The sequence below is a fragment of the Streptomyces flavofungini genome (assembly GCF_041028215.1).
In the GTDB taxonomy this organism is placed as follows: Bacteria; Actinomycetota; Actinomycetes; order Streptomycetales; family Streptomycetaceae; genus Streptomyces; species Streptomyces flavofungini_B.
The window spans coordinates 1-858 of sequence record NZ_JASKYR010001372.1; the positions used below are offsets into that span (position 1 = coordinate 1).

An 858-nucleotide genomic window follows, 5' to 3' on the forward strand; every position below is an offset into this window, starting at 1 on the left:
GAGTCGGAGATACTGTCCTTCCTCGCGGGCAGCGTCCTGCGCGGCGAGACCAGCCTGGACGCCCTCCTGGAGCGGGTCCGCGAGACCTTCGCCATGGACTCCGTGGCGCTCCTTGAACGGGCGGGCGACACCGACCCCTGGACCTGCGCGGGCAGCGTCGGCGACGGCCGCACCCCGGCCCGCCCCGAGGACGCCGACGTGGACGTGCCCGTGGGCGACCACATGGCGCTCGCCCTGACCGGCCGGGTCCTGCCCGCCGCCGACCGCCGCGTCCTCGCCGCGTTCGCCGCCCAGGCGGCCGTCGTCCTGGACCGCCAGCGCCTCCAGTCCGAGGCCGACAGGGCCCGCGCCCTCGCCGAGGGCAACCGCATCCGCACCGCGCTGCTCGCCGCCGTCAGCCACGATCTCCGTACGCCTCTCGCGGGCATCAAGGCGGCGGTGTCCTCGCTGCGCTCCGACGACGTCGAGTGGTCGCAGGAGGACGAGGCCGAGCTGCTCGCGGGCATCGAGGACGGCGCCGACCGCCTGGAGCACCTGGTGGGCAACCTGCTCGACATGTCGCGCCTCCAGACCGGCACCGTGACCCCGCTGATCAGGGAGATCGACCTGGACGAGGTCGTCCCCATGGCGCTCGGCGGCGTCCCCGACGGCAGCGCCGAGCTCGACGTGCCCGAGACCCTGCCGATGGTCGCCGTGGACAAGGGCCTGCTGGAGCGCGCGGTGGCCAACGTCGTCGAGAACGCCGTGAAGTACGCCCCCGATGGCCAGCCCGTCAAGGTCTCCGCGAGCGCGCTGGGCGAGCGCGTGGAGGTCCGCGTGGTGGACCGGGGCCCCGGGGTCCCCGACACCGCCAAGGAC

Annotated in this window: 1 protein-coding gene; it reads left to right on the top strand. The window is 74.7% G+C overall.

Going from position 1 to position 858, the window contains the following annotated elements; all coding sequences use genetic code 11:
- Positions 1 to 858: sensor histidine kinase (locus AB8Z36_RS41135; RefSeq protein ID WP_369218445.1), on the top strand; the 858-nt coding region annotated here is incomplete at both ends.